A 15,928-nucleotide genomic window follows, 5' to 3' on the forward strand; every position below is an offset into this window, starting at 1 on the left:
ATATGAACCGTATCGCCGCCGCCATACTTGGCGGTTACCTCTTCGCGTCAGCTGCGGGCGCGCTACTTTCAACCATCAATGGCCCCGGCAGCGACGCCATGCTGGGCGGCGCCCTGCTTGGCCTGGCGCTGTATGCACCGGCCGTGATCTGGGCGTTTGCCGCCCGCAGCAACCGGCGCGCCTGGGCGGGACTGCTAGGCGCAAGCCTGTGCTGTGCGGCGCTGACCGCCATCGTGGGAGGTGCGTCATGAGCGGACTGAGACAACGCATGGCGTGGCTGCATACCTGGGCAGGTCTGTGGGTATGCTGGCTGGCCTTCGCCATTTTCCTGACCGGGACGCTGAGCGTGTTTGTCGATCCCATCTCCGACTGGATGCGGCCGGAACAGGCGCAGGAGTCAGCGCAGATGCAGTTCACCGGCCCATTGGACCACGCCAGCCAGCTCCATCATGGCTTGCGCTACCTGCAGCAACACGCCGCCGAAAGCAAGATGTGGGAGCTATGGCCACGCGCGGGCAAGGAACAGTTCCAGGTATTCTGGCTCAACGCGCAAGGCATGTACGAGGACGCGCACCTATCGTCCGCCACCGGTGCAGCGCTGCGTGAAGACGCCGGCGCCGTCCGCGATACACTGGGCGGCATGCACTTTGTCGAATTCCACCACGCGCTGCATGCCGGCACCGCGGGCCTGTGGATCGTTGGTGCGGCGTCGGCGGCGATGCTGGTGGCGCTGATTTCCGGCGTCATCACGCACAAGCGCATTTTCCAGGACTTCTTCACGTTCCGCCCCGCCAAAGGCCAGCGCTCATGGCTGGACGCACATAATCTGGCTGGTGTACTCACGCTGCCCTTCCTGTTCATGATCGTCTACAGCGGACTGGCAATCAGCTGGAGTACGTATATGCCGGCGATATCGTGGGCACAGCAGCTGCGTACCGGCGACGAGGCCTACACGCGCGAATACGGCCCCGAGATCAAGTCCTCGGGCCAGCCGGGGGTGCTGACGCCACTGGAACCGTTGGTGCGGCTGGCCGAGGCCACCTTCCACTCGCCGGTCTATGCGCTCGTGGTCAACCATCCTGGCGATGCGGCGATGACGGTGCAGGTCTACAGCACCACCTCGCCCGATACCCAGCAAGGCAACCTGCTCAGCAAGCGCGGCATGATGAAGTTTGATGGCGTCAGCGGCGCCTTGCTTGAAACCGAGATGCCGCACCGCGCCCCATCCAACGGCGCCCGCGCCACCATGGTCACGCTCGACGAACTGCATCGCTTGCACTTTGCCGGCGCGGTGATCCGCTGGATCTATTTTGTGGCGGGCATGGCCGGTACGGCAATGATGGCAACCGGCGCCATTCTGTTCATGGTCAAACGCCGGCAGCGGGCATTGAACGAATTTGGCGCCAGCACGCAACGCGTCTACCGCCTCATCGACGTATTGAACGTGGCCAGCATTGCCGGCTTGTCGCTGGCGTGCATCGCCTTCCTGTGGTCCAACCGCCTGATCCCGCTGGCGCTGGACGAGCGGCACGAATGGGAGGTGGCGGCATTCTTCGGCGCCTGGGCGGCAGCCCTGCTGCATGCGGCCCTGCGCCCGGTGACCCAGGCCTGGCGCGAACAGCTGTGGGCTGGCGCGGCGCTGTGTGCTGCATTGCCCTTGCTGAATCTGGCCACTACCGGCCAGCACCTGCTGACATATCTGGCGCAACGTGACCTCGAACGCGCGGCCGTTGAATTGACGGCCATCGGCATGGGCGCCGTGCTGGCCTTTGCCGCAATACGTACAGGCCAGCGCAAGACTGTTGCCAGCGCCGCTGTCAGAAAGGCCGTGCCATGACTTATGCGACACATATCCTGATCGCGCTGGGCCTTTGCCTGCTCGGCATGACTGCACTCTCGCTGGCGATCGACCGCCACCACCGCCAGGTCTACGGCGGGGACACGCCACCTGGCAAGCGCGCCTTGCTGCGCACCGGCGGCGCGGTGCTGCTCGCACTTGCCATGCCACCTTGCGTGTTGCTGTGGGGCGCAGGCGCCGGCTTCGTTGCCTGGCTCGGCATGCTCACCATCGGCGCCCTGCTGACAGCAATGCTGCTGGCCTACTGGCCGCGCAGTTAAGCCGCCGTCACGCAGCCCAGCCCCTGCAAGGTACGGCGAACCGCCACGTCCAGCGGCGTATGCGGTTCGCTGCCCAATACCGCCAGCAGGCGCGCGTTCGACATGCGTACCGGCTGGCGCCACAGATAGCGCATCTCGCGCAGTTCGCGGAACACCGGCACGAACGGCGATGCCAGCGCCAGCAGCCACCATGGGAACGCGCTGGCTTTCAATTCGGGCTTGCCGGCTGCGCGGGCGATCGCCGCCGTCATCTGGGTGCCGTCCGCATCCCAGTGGCCGTTCATCTGATAGCTGGCGAACATCGGCAACTGGTCGCTGCGCTCCACCAGGCGCACCATGGTCTCCGCCACATCCGGCAGATACGCCCACTGATGGCCGACGCCCGGTGCGGCTGGATTGCTGATCGCCGACACCTCCTTGCCCGGCTTGACCAGACCCTGGGCGAACCAGCTATTACCGGTTTTCGGCCCGAAGAAATCGCCGGCGCGCACGATCAGCACCGGCACGCCGGCATCCTTCAAACGGCGCTCCAGCTCAACCCGGATCGCGCCCTTGCGGGTGACTGGATGCTGGGGCGAGTCCTCGCGGATATTCGGCAGCGCATCGGGGCCATAGTTGTAGACAGTGCCCGGCAACAGAATACGTGCGCCGCTGGCACGTGCCGCAGCGATGGTATTGTCGATCATCGGCAGCACCAGCGCGCCCCAGTTGCGGTAGCCCGGCGGGTTGACCGCGTGGACGATCAGTTGCACGCCTTGCGCGGCCTTGACCACATCGTCCCGGTTCATGGCGTCACCAGCCAGCCATTGCATGCCGTCGCCGGGCTTTGCCACCTGCTGCGGCGCGCGGTGCAGCGCTTTCACAATCCAGCCGCGTGCCGCCAGCAAACGTGCCACCTCGCCACCTACACCGCCCGTTGCGCCCAGTACCAGTGCTTCCATGTTGTTCTCCTTGAGTGAATGTCGATGGAGACAGTGTGCCCGGGCGCGACCTAAAAGAAAATTACCCAAAACCGCATAGCCGCTATAAAATTTTGTATGACATCGAGCCAACCAAACTGGGATTTGTACCGTTCCTTCCTGTCCGTGCTACAGGAAGGTTCGCTGTCCGGCGCCGCCCGCGCGCTCGGTCTGACGCAACCGACCGTCGGCCGCCATATCGACACCCTGGAACAGGCACTGGGCCTGTCCCTGTTCACGCGCTCGCAGTCCGGTTTCATCGCCACCGATGCCGCCTATGCGCTGCAACCGTTTGCAGAAACGCTGGCCTCCGCATCCTCGGCATTATTGCGCGCGGCTTCCGGCCTGGGGCGCGGTGAAGACGCGCAGGTCAAAGGTTCGGTGCGCGTCACCGCCAGTGAGGTGGTCAGCGTGGAAGTGCTGCCGCCGATACTGGCGCAGCTACGCGCCAGGCATCCCGGCATCACCATTGAGCTGGCGGTATCGAACCGAATGGAAAACCTGCTGCGCCGCGATGCTGACATCGCGGTACGCATGCAGCGCCCCGAACAGGATGTACTGGTGGCGCGCCGCATCGGCAATATCGATCTGGGGTTTCACGCGCGGCGCGATTATCTGGAGCGTCACGGCACGCCGCGCACGTGGCAGGAACTGGCGCAGCATACGCTGATCGGCATAGACCGCGAAAACGCCTTCACCCGCAAGCTGCAGCCGCTGCTGGGCGACTTGTCGAGCAGCGCCTACGCCGTCCGCAGCGACAATGACCTGGTCCATCTGGCCTCGATCCGTACGGGACTCGGCATCGGCATCTGCCAGGTACGGCTGGCCGCACGCGATCCGCATTTGGTACGCCTAATGCCCGACCTGCTGACCATTCCGCTCGACACCTGGCTGGCCATGCATGAAAACCTGCGCGCCAATCCGGCCTGCTCGGCGGTCTACAGCGCGCTGGCGGCAGGCCTGGACGATTACGTCAACGGGCGCTGAGCAAACGGCGCGACTTGTGCACTTCATCCTGCAGCTGCAGGTTTTGATGCGCTGCCTGCAGGGTCGCCGCATCGACACTGACCATCTTGCGCGCCAGAGGACGTGGCAGGTCTGCCCAGCGGCTACGCGGCGCAGGCGCGACCACGGGTGGCAACACGGGCGGCACCGAGGACGTCGCCGGTTCCGGTTCAGCCTCGGCCTGCTTGCTGCCTTCCGCACAAGCGATATCGGTGAATGTCACCTGGCCCTGCTCGTCCACGCACTTATTGATTGCGGCACCCGCCATGCCGCTCATCGCGACCAGCGCCGCACATAGAATGAATTTCATGATCGATGCCCCTTTAACAAGTGACACCATGATCGGGCCGGCCGCGCCCCGCGTCTGTACGGACGCACACGCTGCGTGCGGCATTTTCGCTCTACGTCGGGTACAATAACGCCTTCTTCCGTATCACAAGCGCGTTGTCGTTGCGCGGCATCGCGTTCTCATGCCTATGAAATCTCCCCTGATCCTCTCCGCGTTTGCGCTGGCTTCCGGCTACGCCGCAGCCGATTCGCTCGATCCTGTTAATGCCCACGGCTGGAATACTTCCGCTGAACTGGGTGCGATCTCCACCTCCGGTAACACGGTCGGTACCTCGGTCACCGGCAAGATCGACGCCAAACAGGAGCTCCCTGACTGGAGCAACGAATACATCCTGGCCGGTTACTTCAAAGACGAGCAGGTCACCAACGACGCAGGCCAGAAAGTGCGCGAGCGTTCCGCGCAGCGCTATTCGGCATCCGCCAAGGCAGGCTACAAGCTGCTGCATGACGACCATGGCAAACTGTTCGCGCTGGCCACCCACGTGGACGACCGCTTCGGCGCCTACACCCGCTACTCGACCGTCGGTGTCGGTTACGGCACCCAGACCTACCAGTCCGAAAATCACACGCTGGACGTGGAAATCGGTCCTGGCTACTTCCGCGGCGTCCGTTCGGAAGGCGAAACCGAAAGCGGCATGACCGTGCGCGGCGCCGCCAACCTCAAATGGAAGCTCAGCGACAGCGCGCAGTTCAGCCAGAACGTCAGCGTTGAACGCGGCACCTCCAACGTCCACTCGATGGCCGAAACTGCGCTGCGCACCAAAATCAACAGCACGATGCAGATGAAAGCCGCGTTCAACATCCGCAATGACACCAACGTGCCGGCCGATAAAAAGAACACCGATACCCAGACCTCGGTAACACTGGTTTATTCCTTCTAACTTGACATCGCACTTATGAACACTCCACGCACTCTCGGTACGCCCCTGTCCCCTACCGCCACCAAAGTCATGCTGCTTGGCTCTGGCGAACTTGGTAAGGAAGTCATCATCGCGCTGCAGCGCCTGGGCGTGGAAGTGATTGCTGTAGACCGTTATCCAAATGCGCCTGGCCACCAGGTTGCACACCGCGCCCACGTCATCAACATGACCGACGGCGCCGCGCTGGAAGCGCTGATCGCACAGGAAAAGCCAGATCTGGTGGTGCCGGAGATCGAAGCCATCGCCACCGATAAACTGGCGGAGCTGGAGCTGGCCGGCAAGATCACCTGCATCCCCACCGCACGCGCCGCGCAGCTCACCATGAACCGTGAAGGCATCCGTCGCCTGGCCGCTGAAACCCTGGGTCTGGCCACGTCGCCCTACCGTTTCGCCAGCAGCCTGGAAGAACTGGAAGCCGGCGCCGCCGCCGTGGGTTTCCCGTGCGTGGTCAAACCGGTGATGTCGTCGTCGGGCAAAGGCCAGTCGAAGGTGGACTCCGCCGCAGACGTCAAGGCAGCCTGGGATTACGCCGCCGCCGGCAGCCGGGTGGATTCGGGCCGCGTGATTGTGGAAGGCTTTATCGATTTCGACTACGAAATCACGCTGTTGACCGTACGCTCGCTGGGCGCGGATGGCAAGGTGGTGACGCAGTTCTGCGATCCGATCGGCCACGTGCAGGTACAGGGCGACTACGTCGAGTCGTGGCAGCCATGCCGCATGGACCCGGTGGCGCTGGAGCGCGCCCGCGATATCGCCGCCAAGGTGACTGGCGACCTGGGTGGCCTGGGCCTGTTCGGCGTCGAGCTGTTCGTCAAGGACGACATGGTCTGGTTCTCGGAAGTGAGCCCACGTCCGCATGACACCGGCATGGTCACCATGGCGACGCAGGTACAGAGCGAATTTGAACTGCACGCCAAAGCCATTCTGGGCCTGCCAGTCAATGTCGCCATGAAAGCGCCGGGCGCTTCGGCCGTGATTTATGGCCAGCACGAAGCCCAGGGCATCGCCTTTGAAGGCGTGGCTGACGCGCTGCGCGTACCGAACAGCGATATCCGCCTGTTCGGCAAGCCGGAGTCGTTTGCCCGCCGCCGCATGGGCGTGGCGCTGGCCACCGCTGACGATGTGGAAACCGCGCGTGTCAACGCCAAACTGGCCGCATCCAAAGTGAAGCCAGTCGTCGTCAAGTAAGACCTGCTACATCCCCCGGAACAGATCGACGTAGTTACGGCTCACGACGAGCTGCTCCGGGCGGCCTTTCAGCTGCACCATCAGGCGCCCGCGAAAATCCTGCTTGGTGCCCGCCACATGGCGCGCGGCGACAATCACACTGCGGTGTATCTGCCAGAACTGCTGCTCATCGAGCTGCTCGCGCAGCTTGCTGATGGGCGTGCGGATCAGGCTCTCGCCATCGGCGACAAACACGCTGGTGTACTTGTCGTTACTCTGGAAGTAGATCACTTCTTCAATCGGAATCAGGCGGGTTTCCTCGCCGTGCGACGCTCGTATCCATTGCAGCGGCGCGCTTGCAGCGGCGGGCGCTGGCGCGGATGCCTGAACCGCCGCCCCGCCGCCAGCCAGCTGCGCCAGCAAAGCCTGCAGGGCCGCCGTTGGCAACGCCGGCTCCGGCGCCTTGAGGCGGGCCTTCAGTTTGGCGACGGCTTTTTCCAGGCGATCCAGGCTGGCAGGTTTGAGCAGGTAGTCCACCGCCGAATGCTCAAACGCTTCCACCGCATACTGGTCAAACGCCGTGACAAACACGATATGCGGCGGCTTCGGGCTGTCCACCAGTCTCGCTGCGACATCCAGGCCGGTCATGCCGGGCATGCGGATATCAAGGAACACCACCTCCGGCGCCTCTTCGTCAATCATGCTCAGCGCCTCGATGCCATTGGCGGCACGGGCAACCACGCGTAGTTCAGGCCAGACGGTTTTCAGCTGGCCTTCCAGATATTCACGCAGATGGGATTCGTCGTCTGCGATCAGGGCACGGATGGTATCGATGTTGGACTCTCATTCAAAGGCAGCATGAGGCGCACCGTCATGCCGCAGGGTTGGTTTTCTAATAATTCTACCTTAGCGGCAGCGCCATACAAACTGCGCAAACGCTCCCGCAGGTTGCTCAGGCCGACGCCGCCGCCCGGCTTGCGTGGTGCGGCTTCATTCAGGCCGACGCCGGTATCGCTGATGCGCAGGCTGACATGGTCGCCTTCCACGCGCGCGCTCAGCACCACCTCGCCGCCTTCCACTTTGGGCTCCAGACCGTGGGCGATGGCGTTTTCCACCACCGGCTGCAGCAGCATGGGCGCGATGCGGAACTGGCGCAATTCATCCGGGACCTCAATACGGTAAAGCAGGCGCTCGCCCATCCGCACCTTCAGCACATCCAGATAGGCGGCAATCAGCTTGCACTCGGAGGCCAGCGTCGCTTCCTCGCTGCGGCTGGCGCTCAGGGTCGCGCGCAGATAATCAATGAAGCGCTCCAGCATGTGCTGCGCTTGCGCCGGCTGGGGACCAATCAGGCTGACCACATTGGCCAGGGTGTTGTACAGGAAGTGCGGTTCGATCTGTGCCTGCAAGGCGCGCAGCCGCGCTTCGGCCAGCATGCGCGCACTGGAAGCCAGCACTTCCTTCTGGCGCGCCTCCTCCACCGCACGCGCCGCCCGGCGGTCGGCGGCACTACGCACCATGTACAGCAGCAGCGCCACGCCTGCCGCGATCACCAGCGACTCCGCCTGCACGCCCCGGTTGGACAGCAGCAGCAAGGGATCGGCGCCACTCCAGAGCAGGTTGCCGAAGCCAATGCCAACCAATACGCTCACGCCCATCAACGCCATGCTGAACAAGACACGCGGCAGGCCACGCGCGCGGCGCGGCCAGCCGTTGAGCAGGCGGTTGCTGAGCACAGAACCCGTGTGGATCATAAGACCGATCAGGTTCGACATCAGCAGCATCGGCCCCAGGCGCGTCCAGTACGAGACGCCGTCACGCACCAGCACCACCTCCAGTGCCGCCAGCATCACGCCCAAGCCGCTGCTCCAGATGATGGTGTACAGCAGGTTGCGCGGTTGCGATGCAGGCCAGCGGCGGAAAAACGGTATCAATTCCAGCGGATGCGCCAGTGGCGGTACGGAGTTCGGTGTGGTCATCATAAGATCAGGTTATTCATGCCGCCAGAAAGTTACCATGAAAGCAAACCGGCGCGCGATATGGCAGCCGTGCCAATGCCATCGGACCCGCCTTGATGTTGTGTGCATCAAACACTGTCAACACACTTTGACCCCGGCGCGTGTCCTGCGCCACGCCCACCACATAGCCGTCGGTTTCCGAACGCGCACCACGGCGTGGCACCAGCACGTGTTCTTCCGCGCGCCATCCCGGTCCGAAATCATAGCCATCCACCTTGCCGCTGTCGGTATCGATCAGGTTCACGCTGTTCAGGATCAGTTCACGGCCGGTGGCGCCCAGCACCAGCAGCTTGCGGTGGCGCGACGAAATCACTTGCGGCGCAACGCGCGGAAATTCGCTGACGCCAAACAGCCGCGCCTCGCGGGCCTGCCCGCTGGCGTAATCCAGCGTAATCTGCACTACACTGCTCGGGTTATCCGACACCATGTTCATCTGACCGCTCATCGGCAGCGCGAACTTGCGCATGCCGTCGCCCTCATGCAGCACCACGTCCAGGCGGGTGCAGGCGCCGTCTTCGTAGGCATTCCCGAGATGGAAGACCGAACGCGCCGGCAGTTCGAAGATCTGGCGCACCGCCAGCGCATCCTTGGACACCACGATGGCGCGCATCGGGCGCTGATCGCCTACCCATACAAAGCTGTCGGCCAGGCTGCGTTCGGGTTCGGCATGCATGTCGTAAGGCGCCACCAGGAAGATCAGATGACGGCCGCTGACCACGAAATCGTGCACCATGTTCAGCTGCGGGATCGGCAGCATGGCGGTGCGTGTCACTTCGCCGGTGGCGCTCAAGCGGTAGATCACCAGCTGGTCCGCGCCCGGCGCCGTGCCGAAGTTCCACAGGCCGCCGTCCGGGTCCATCTTAGGATGCGCGGAGAATGGCATGGCTTTCAGATCGCTGCGCCAGGTCTTGATGCCGCGCGTGGCCAGCGTTTGCGGGTCCAGTTCCGTCGCCGAACCGCCTTCCCACAGCGCATACACACTGCCGTTCAGCGGCAGCAGATTGGTGTTCGCCGCATTCAGCGTATCGTTGTTCTTGAAGCCCTTGCGGCCGTACCAGGTGCCGAACGTGCGGTACAGGAACTGGCCAGCCTTGCTTTCCTCTTCAAATTTGCGGGTGGCGACGAAGCGGCCGATATGGCTTACTTTACCGTCGCCGATCTGCCAGCGCTGGGCAAAGCCGTCGCCATCGAACCAGTGGTGATAGCGTTCACCACCCAGTTCAAAGCGCCCCGGCCCGTTGCGGAAGAAGACGCCATTCAGGTCTTTCGGCAGATTGCCCAGCACCGTGGCGTCGCCGGACAGGTCGCCGCTATGGTCAGCGTACACCGACAACTGGGCATTCTGCTCCAGCGCGGCGTGGAAGTCACGGTAGGTCAGCGTGTCGGCCAGCGCGGAGCTGGATGCCAGGCCGAGCGCGGCAAAGCTGAGGAATTGGCGGCGGTTCGTCATCATGGTCTCCGATCAGCGCAGGTTGACGGTCGAGGTGGCGCCGTATGCAGGTACTTGAATGCGCGCCGCGTCGAAGCCAGGCGCGCCGTGCTTGCCCAGCGCATTGTTGCTGAAGGCGTAGTCCTCGGTCGGCATGCCGACCCCATTGCGATCCAGTTTGCCGTTACCGTTAGCGTCGTGGAAAACCGCAAACGCATAGTCACCGGCCGGCAGATCGGCTACCGTGAGCTGTACCTCGCCGTTGTGGGCGGGCGCGACTACGGCACGCATGGGTTTTGTGGGGAAGGTGTCGGCCGAATCGAAAACGGCCACCATGACCTGGCCGTCGTTGCTGGCGACATCGGCCACGCGGATGGTGAGGTCGGCGGCATAGGCTGGCAAGGCGGCGGCAAACAGTACGGCGAGTATCAACTTGGACATGCTGGGCTCCTGAGTGAATGAAGTGTGATGCCACTTTATTCACTGCCCGGCGCCGCCGTGCCAGCATGCGACGAATTGCGCCTACCCGGCGCGAAGTGCGCCACGATGGCGCGAAATGGTGGCCAGCATTTGCTCGATATCGACCGGCTTGGCGATAAAGTCATCCATGCCCGCCGCCAGGCACTGGTCCTGCTCGGACTGCATCACCCCTGCCGTCATCGCCAGCACGGGCAGTTTCAGGCCAAGCTCATGGCGAATATGCCCGGTCGCCTCAAAACCATCCATCACTGGCATTTGCACATCCATCAGCACCATATCGATGTCGGCCGCGTGCTCACGCAGATAGTCGACCGCCAGCTGGCCGTTCTCCACCAGGGCGACGCTGGCGCCGGCGTGTTCCAGCATGTCGCGCGCCACCACCTGGTTCAGCGGGTGGTCCTCCACCAGCAGCAGCCGGAGACCCTGCAGGGTCGGCGTTTTCTCGCCGGGTGATGGCGCCGGCGCCACCGGAGTTGGTGCTTCCGGCAGCACCCAACTGCCCGCAGGTGCGGCCTGCGGTAGGGGCGGCTCGCGATCCGTATTGGCATCCACCTCGCCCAGCGCAAACGGCAGGGTGACCATGAACTCGCTGCCCGCCCCCGGCATGCTGTGCACCGAGATGTCACCGCCCATCAGCTCCGACAGGCGCCGGCAGATGGCCAGTCCCAGCCCGGTGCCGCCAAAGCGGCGCGTGGTCGAGGCGTCGGCCTGGCTGAACGCAGAAAACAGGCGGCTTTGCTGCTCCATATCCATGCCGATGCCGGTATCGCGCACGGCAAAGCGCAGCCGCACCATGCCACCCTGCCCGGCCACCGCGACCACCACACGCACCGTGACCCCACCGCGCTCGGTAAATTTGATGGCGTTGCCCACCAGGTTAATCAGAATCTGCTGCAAGCGCATGGCGTCGCCGATCAGCACCGGCGGCACATCGGCGTCCGCATTGATGGCAAGGCTGATGCCGCGCGTATTGGCGTGCAGCGCCATCACGCTGGAGACAGCGTCCAGCACCTCGCGCGGACGGAATGCGGTGGGCGCGAGTTCCATGCGTCCCGCTTCGATCTTGGAGAAGTCCAGTACATCGTTCAGGATACCCAGCAGCACCTGGCCGGAAGACCTTATCATGCCGACGTATTCCTGCTGCGCGCGGCTCAGCGGCGTATTCTCCAGCAGATATGCCACGCCCAGTACCGCGTTCATCGGCGTACGGATCTCGTGACTCATATTTGCCACAAACTCGCTCTTGGCGCGGCTGGCCGCTTCGGCGCGCTGTTCGCTGTTTTTGCGGTCGGTGATGTTCATGGCGGTCAGATAGAATCCATTGACCACGCCATCCGGCCCCACATCCGGCACCAGGTCCACCAGAAAATGGCTGACGCCTTCCGCGCTCCGGAACTCGCGCTCAAAATGCAAGCGACGTCCGGCCAGCGCCGCATTCAAATCACCCAGCCAGGATTCCGCCGCCGGGCCAAAGACTTCGATCACGGTCTTGCCGATCATCGCCTGCGGGTCCAGCCCCCATTGGGTGCGGTAATGCGCGTTGGCGAAGCGGTAGCGCAGATCGCGGTCCATATAGGCGATCAACAAGGGCAGCGTATCGGCCAGCACGCGCGCGCGGCGCTCGCTCTCGCTGGTACGGTGCAGGGCCGCATCGCGCTCCGCCTTCTGCCTTGCGTTGCTGACCAGGGACAGCAGGCCCGCCAAGGCCGCAAAGGCCAGCGATGCAGCGACTATCAACAGTTCTTTGGAGGGCATGGTCAAAGCTGGCTCACGATAGACTGGATAGCAAAATATTACCTTTAGCCGCAACGAATGCCAAACCATTATGACAATATTTACGCTATAGTGGTTCATCGTTGACACTCGTGGAACCTGTCATGCGCGCGTTGATGCTGCTTACAATGAGCTACGCCGTTATCGCCCACGCCAGCCTGATGCTGGCGTTTGCGCATACGAATGTGACGCCGGTCTGGCCGCCGTCCGGCATTGCCTTTGCTGCGATGCTGCTGATCGGCTACCGCGCCTGGCCTGGCGTGTTTGCCGGTGCACTCATCGCCAACCTGGCCACCTTCTACACCAATGGCGTCGCGTTTAACGGCGCCACTGCGGTCGCCTCGCTGCTGATCGCCAGCGGCAATACGCTGGAAGCCCTGTCTGGCGTATGGCTGGTGAAGCGCTTCTTCGATATCAAGGCCCCCATGGGCCAGCAACAGAATGTCTACAAATTCGCAGTCGTCGCCATGGCCATGTGCGCGGTCGCCGCCGGCATCGGCAGCACCACGCTGGTACTCAGCGGCCTGGCGCCAATGGCGGCCTACGGCACCATCGCGCTCACGTGGTGGGTTGGCGATACCGCCGGCGTGCTGCTGGTGGGACCCGCGATTGTGGTCTGGTGCATACGGCGCCTGCCGCGCTGGAGCTGGCGCGGCGCCATCGAGATCGGCTTTTCTGGACTGATATTACTGCTGCTGGCTGCCGGCGTGTTCGGCCGGCGCTACTCGTATGACGATGGCCTGGGCTGGATGCCGTATTTGTTCGTGCTGGCGATTGCCTGGTCCTCACACCGGCATGGCTTGCGTGGCGCCAGTGTGGTGTGCATGGTGGCGGCTGGCAGCGCGGTCATGGGCACCATCCATGGCCGCGGCCCGTTTGCGGTCGGCACGCTGAATGACGCGCTGATCGCACTGGCGACTTTCATCATGCTGTGCAGCCTGATCGCCATGGTGCTGTCGGCCGACGCCAGCGAGCGCCAACGCATCGGCAATGACACAGCCAGCTACAGCATCGCGCAATGGGCCACGCTGCTGGTCGGCGTCGGCCTGACGGTCGCGGTATGGCACTTGCTGGCCGCCAGCACGGAGCGCCGTGCGCAGGAACAGTTCGACGCCGAATGCGCCGACATCGCCAAGCGCATCAGCCGCCGCGTGACGCTCTACGAATCCGGACTGCGCGGCGCGCAGGCGCTGTTCAAGGCCCAGCAGGAACCGACGCGCGACCAGTGGCGCGACTTCGTCTCCGGCATGGACCTGCACGATAACTTCCCTGGCGTGATGGGTCTGGGTTACGGACTGTATCTGCGTGCCGACCAGCGTGCCGCAACCGTCAGGGATATGCGTCAGCAGGGCTATGAGGACTTCCGCATCTGGACCAATGGCCAGGACGAAGACCCCGGCGCCTCCGTGGTCGTGATGTACCTGGAGCCATTCGCAGGCCGCAACCTGCGCGCCTTCGGCTACGACATGATGTCCGAGCCGGCGCGCCGCGCTGCGCTGCTGCAAGCTGCGCGCAGCGGCACGCCGGCGCTGACGGCCAAGGTGGCCCTGGTGCAGAACGGCCAGCAAGCCAGCCTGCCCGGCTTCCTCATGTACTTTCCCATCTACCGCAAGAACACCCTGCTGTCCGATGACGCGAGCGCAGAACAACGGATGGCGGCACTCCAGGGATTCGCCTACAGCCCGATCCGCGCCGACGAATTGATGCATGACCTGCTTGGCCCCGCGGACCGCACCGTCAGGCTGGAGATTTTTGACGGCGCACGGACCACGCCAGCGGCGCTGCTGTTTGCCAGCGAACCGGAATCCGCCGATCCGCAGCAGTATCCCAACCCCTACCTGCGCACCGCGCCGCTGGAGCTGCTCCACCACCAGTGGACGCTGCGCTTTGCATCGCAACCCGCGTTTGAGGATTCGATCGACCGGCAGAAGTCCCATATCGTCCTGCTGGCCGGCGTGATTATCAGCCTGCTGTTCTTTGGCGTGGTGCGCGCGCTGACGGCGCGGCAGGCCTACGCCACAGCATTGGCGCAGCAGATGACGGGAGCGTTACGCCAATCGGAAAGCTCGCTGATCGCCGCGCGCGATCAGGCGGAAGCGGCCAGCCGCGCGAAGAGCGAATTTGTCGCCAACATGAGCCACGAAATCCGCACGCCGCTGAATGCGGTGCTGGGCATGACGCATTTGTTGAGCAACACCGCGCTGCAACCGGAGCAGCTTAAATACGTCGAGATGATACGGTCTTCCGGCAATTCGCTGCTCAGCATCCTCAACGACGTGCTGGACTTCTCCAAGATCGAAGCGGGACGCATGGAACTGGCGCCAGCGCCGTTCCAGCTGTCGGCCATGCTGGAAGCCATTGCCACCATCATGACGGTCAACGCCGGCGAAAAGGATCTGGAGCTGGCCATCGGCGTCGAACCGGGCGTGCCGCAAGCCTTGATCGGCGACGGCCACCGCTTGCAGCAGGTGCTGATTAACCTGGTGGGCAACGCCATCAAGTTCACTGAAAAGGGTGCGGTAGCAGTACTGGTTGAACTGGCCGAAGCGCCGTCCACGCTGCGTTTCACCGTGCGCGATAGCGGCATCGGCATTCCGGCCGATCGCCTGGCGCAGCTGTTCGCGCCCTTCTCCCAGGCCGATGCCTCGATGACGCGGCGCTTCGGCGGCACTGGCCTGGGGCTGGCCATCTCGCGCCGTATCGCGGCGCTGATGGGGGGCGCCATCGACGTGCGCAGCACCTGCGGCGCAGGCAGCGAATTCAGGCTGGTCGTGCCCTTGCAGCTCGGCGCGGAAGCGCCGCATGAACGGATTGGAACCGTCCAGCACCTGCTGGTGGTGGATGATGACAGCATCAGCGCCGACTACCTGTGCCGCACCATCCACGCGCGTGGCTGGACCTGCGACAGCGCCGGCACGGGCGAACAGGCGCTGGCCATGCTGCACAGCTCCCAGGTTCGCTACGACGCGGTGCTGGTCGACTGGAACATGCCCGGCATGAACGGCCTGGCGACCATGCAAGCCATCCGGGCCGACAGCGCCATCGCCAAGCTGCCGGTGATTTTAATGATCAGCGCTTTCGGCCAGGGTAAGCTACTGCACACCGACGGCGCGCAGGCAGCCGATGCAGTGCTGCTCAAACCTGTCACGGCCGGACGGCTGGCGGAAACGCTGCAACAGGCGCAGGCCAGCGCGCGCGATCCCGCCGGCGCCGCGCCCGTTGCCGAGACCGAAATCAGTGGCCAGCGTCTGGATGGGGTGCGTATCCTGCTGGTGGAAGATAATCCGGTCAACCAGCTGGTCGCCACCAGCATGCTGGCGCATGCCGGCGCGGTGATCGAGGCGGTGGACAATGGCCGCGACGCTGTCGAACGCCTGCGCACTGACGCACACCGCTATGACCTGGTGCTGATGGACGTACAAATGCCGGAGATGGATGGCTTCGAGGCCACCACCCGGATACGCCAGGACCTGGGCCTGCATCTCCCGGTGCTGGCCATGACCGCCGGCGTCATGGCGTCGGAGCGCGAGCACTGCATCAGCTGCGGCATGAACGACTTCATCGCCAAGCCGATCGATGTCGAGGAAATGCTGCGCGTCATCGCACGCAATCTCCCAGCCGCCCAACGCGCTGCCTCGGGACGCTAAAAATACCAGCCGGTCGGCCCTGGAAGCCAGCGGCAACAACGCGCTGGCCAGCATGAGTGCAAGC

General features: G+C 63.9%; 14 protein-coding genes. 7 read left to right on the forward strand and 7 right to left on the reverse strand.

The features are described from left to right. Nucleotides 1-2 precede the first annotated feature (2 nt). From BUA36_RS05700 to BUA36_RS05710, 3 genes are read left to right on the forward strand one after another with little or no spacing between them, the layout of a single operon-like run. On the forward strand, nucleotides 3-251 hold the full coding sequence (locus BUA36_RS05700) for a DUF3649 domain-containing protein (protein ID WP_072782171.1): 249 nt from the start codon (nucleotides 3-5) through the stop codon (nucleotides 249-251). Then, entirely contained in the window at nucleotides 248-1,837 is a 1,590-nt protein-coding gene (locus BUA36_RS05705; RefSeq protein WP_072782172.1) for a PepSY-associated TM helix domain-containing protein, read from the forward strand. Before BUA36_RS05700 ends, BUA36_RS05705 begins: the two co-directional genes overlap by 4 nt. Then, nucleotides 1,834-2,118, forward strand: coding sequence for a DUF3325 domain-containing protein (locus BUA36_RS05710; protein WP_072782173.1), 285 nt, complete (start codon nucleotides 1,834-1,836; stop codon nucleotides 2,116-2,118). The genes BUA36_RS05705 and BUA36_RS05710 overlap by 4 nt, the downstream gene beginning before the upstream one ends. On the opposite strand, the gene BUA36_RS05715 is transcribed toward BUA36_RS05710, so the two are convergent. Next, nucleotides 2,115-3,059 (reverse strand): NAD(P)H-binding protein, encoded by a 945-nt coding sequence (locus BUA36_RS05715; protein ID WP_072782174.1) that lies wholly within the window; start codon nucleotides 3,057-3,059, stop codon nucleotides 2,115-2,117. The genes BUA36_RS05710 and BUA36_RS05715 overlap by 4 nt on opposite strands. Nucleotides 3,060-3,155: 96 nt before the next feature. On the opposite strand from BUA36_RS05715, the gene BUA36_RS05720 reads away from it, so the two are divergent. After that, nucleotides 3,156-4,064 carry a LysR family transcriptional regulator gene (locus BUA36_RS05720; protein WP_072782175.1) on the forward strand — a complete coding sequence of 303 codons (909 nt, stop codon included), beginning with the start codon at nucleotides 3,156-3,158 and terminating at the stop codon, nucleotides 4,062-4,064. On the opposite strand, the gene BUA36_RS05725 is transcribed toward BUA36_RS05720, so the two are convergent. Then, nucleotides 4,051-4,392, reverse strand: coding sequence for a DUF4124 domain-containing protein (locus BUA36_RS05725; RefSeq protein ID WP_167544256.1), 342 nt, complete (start codon nucleotides 4,390-4,392; stop codon nucleotides 4,051-4,053). The two genes, BUA36_RS05720 and BUA36_RS05725, sit on opposite strands and share 14 nt — an antisense overlap. Before the next feature lie 160 nt (nucleotides 4,393-4,552). Here BUA36_RS05725 and BUA36_RS05730 point away from each other — a divergent pair, with 160 nt between their 5' ends. Beyond that, the gene (locus tag BUA36_RS05730; protein ID WP_371851418.1) at nucleotides 4,553-5,311 is read left to right on the forward strand and encodes a DUF481 domain-containing protein; all 759 of its coding nucleotides are present in this window, start codon (nucleotides 4,553-4,555) and stop codon (nucleotides 5,309-5,311) included. A gap of 15 nt (nucleotides 5,312-5,326) precedes the next feature. Next, entirely contained in the window at nucleotides 5,327-6,538 is a 1,212-nt protein-coding gene (purT, locus tag BUA36_RS05735; protein ID WP_072782179.1) for a formate-dependent phosphoribosylglycinamide formyltransferase, read from the forward strand. Nucleotides 6,539-6,544: 6 nt separating this feature from the next. On the opposite strand, the gene BUA36_RS05740 is transcribed toward purT, so the two are convergent. The 5 genes from BUA36_RS05740 to BUA36_RS05760 form a co-directional block, all read right to left on the reverse strand. Beyond that, on the reverse strand, nucleotides 6,545-7,309 hold the full coding sequence (locus BUA36_RS05740; RefSeq protein WP_229215506.1) for a LytR/AlgR family response regulator transcription factor: 765 nt from the start codon (nucleotides 7,307-7,309) through the stop codon (nucleotides 6,545-6,547). Nucleotides 7,310-7,329: 20 nt separating this feature from the next. Then, entirely contained in the window at nucleotides 7,330-8,499 is a 1,170-nt protein-coding gene (locus BUA36_RS05745; protein WP_229255616.1) for a sensor histidine kinase, read from the reverse strand. 13 nt (nucleotides 8,500-8,512) lie between these two features. Then, complete coding sequence (locus BUA36_RS05750; protein WP_229255617.1) at nucleotides 8,513-9,988, reverse strand: carotenoid oxygenase family protein; 1,476 nt, start codon at nucleotides 9,986-9,988, stop codon at nucleotides 8,513-8,515. Nucleotides 9,989-9,997: 9 nt separating this feature from the next. Then, nucleotides 9,998-10,405 carry a DUF2141 domain-containing protein gene (locus BUA36_RS05755; protein WP_072782186.1) on the reverse strand — a complete coding sequence of 136 codons (408 nt, stop codon included), beginning with the start codon at nucleotides 10,403-10,405 and terminating at the stop codon, nucleotides 9,998-10,000. Nucleotides 10,406-10,486: 81 nt separating this feature from the next. Further along, complete coding sequence (locus BUA36_RS05760; RefSeq protein ID WP_229255618.1) at nucleotides 10,487-12,199, reverse strand: PAS domain-containing hybrid sensor histidine kinase/response regulator; 1,713 nt, start codon at nucleotides 12,197-12,199, stop codon at nucleotides 10,487-10,489. A 122-nt stretch (nucleotides 12,200-12,321) separates the two neighbouring features. Between BUA36_RS05760 and BUA36_RS05765 the strand changes: the two genes are divergently transcribed. Then, entirely contained in the window at nucleotides 12,322-15,864 is a 3,543-nt protein-coding gene (locus BUA36_RS05765; protein ID WP_072782191.1) for a CHASE domain-containing protein, read from the forward strand. Nucleotides 15,865-15,928 lie beyond the last annotated feature (64 nt).

It is taken from the genome of Duganella sacchari, from assembly GCF_900143065.1.
GTDB classification, from domain to species: domain Bacteria; phylum Pseudomonadota; class Gammaproteobacteria; order Burkholderiales; family Burkholderiaceae_D; genus Rugamonas; species Rugamonas sacchari.

Coding starts and splice junctions, on each gene's coding strand:
- BUA36_RS05700 (WP_072782171.1), top strand. CDS start 3: ATGAACCGTATCGCCGCCGCCATACTTGGCGGTTACCTCTTCGCGTCA.
- BUA36_RS05705 (WP_072782172.1), top strand. CDS start 248: ATGAGCGGACTGAGACAACGCATGGCGTGGCTGCATACCTGGGCAGGT.
- BUA36_RS05710 (WP_072782173.1), top strand. CDS start 1,834: ATGACTTATGCGACACATATCCTGATCGCGCTGGGCCTTTGCCTGCTC.
- BUA36_RS05715 (WP_072782174.1), bottom strand. CDS start 3,059: ATGGAAGCACTGGTACTGGGCGCAACGGGCGGTGTAGGTGGCGAGGTG.
- BUA36_RS05720 (WP_072782175.1), top strand. CDS start 3,156: ATGACATCGAGCCAACCAAACTGGGATTTGTACCGTTCCTTCCTGTCC.
- BUA36_RS05725 (WP_167544256.1), bottom strand. CDS start 4,392: ATGAAATTCATTCTATGTGCGGCGCTGGTCGCGATGAGCGGCATGGCG.
- BUA36_RS05730 (WP_371851418.1), top strand. CDS start 4,553: ATGCCTATGAAATCTCCCCTGATCCTCTCCGCGTTTGCGCTGGCTTCC.
- purT (WP_072782179.1), top strand. CDS start 5,327: ATGAACACTCCACGCACTCTCGGTACGCCCCTGTCCCCTACCGCCACC.
- BUA36_RS05745 (WP_229255616.1), bottom strand. CDS start 8,499: ATGATGACCACACCGAACTCCGTACCGCCACTGGCGCATCCGCTGGAA.
- BUA36_RS05750 (WP_229255617.1), bottom strand. CDS start 9,988: ATGATGACGAACCGCCGCCAATTCCTCAGCTTTGCCGCGCTCGGCCTG.
- BUA36_RS05755 (WP_072782186.1), bottom strand. CDS start 10,405: ATGTCCAAGTTGATACTCGCCGTACTGTTTGCCGCCGCCTTGCCAGCC.
- BUA36_RS05760 (WP_229255618.1), bottom strand. CDS start 12,199: ATGCCCTCCAAAGAACTGTTGATAGTCGCTGCATCGCTGGCCTTTGCG.
- BUA36_RS05765 (WP_072782191.1), top strand. CDS start 12,322: ATGCGCGCGTTGATGCTGCTTACAATGAGCTACGCCGTTATCGCCCAC.